General features: G+C 35.4%; 1 pseudogene. It reads right to left on the bottom strand.

What is annotated here, in order from left to right:
* Nucleotides 1–53 precede the first annotated feature (53 nt).
* A pseudogene (locus KZZ06_RS23850) lies at nt 54–246 on the bottom strand (hypothetical protein); the annotation flags it as partial.

Here is a 246-nt window from a genome sequence, read left to right as displayed (position 1 = left end):
TCCAGAAGTAATTCTTAGAAATGAGAAACGTATGCTTCAGGAGCTTTAATTTCAACTAATCTCTTAAGACGGTTATTACGTATAATAACACGACGGTAAAGATCATTTAAATCTGAAGTTGCAAAACGACCACCATCAAGAGGCACTAACGGACGTAATTCTGGTGGTATAACCGGAATTACTTTCATTATCATCCACTCTGGTTTATTTTCACGGTATTCATTAGAATCACGTAAAGCTTTTACA

The sequence above is a fragment of the Sulfitobacter sp. CW3 genome (assembly GCF_019392245.1).
In the GTDB taxonomy this organism is placed as follows: domain Bacteria; phylum Pseudomonadota; class Alphaproteobacteria; order Rhodobacterales; family Rhodobacteraceae; genus Sulfitobacter.
The sequence above is the reverse complement of the archived record's forward strand: the minus strand, read 5'-3'. Positions and strand labels throughout refer to the sequence as shown.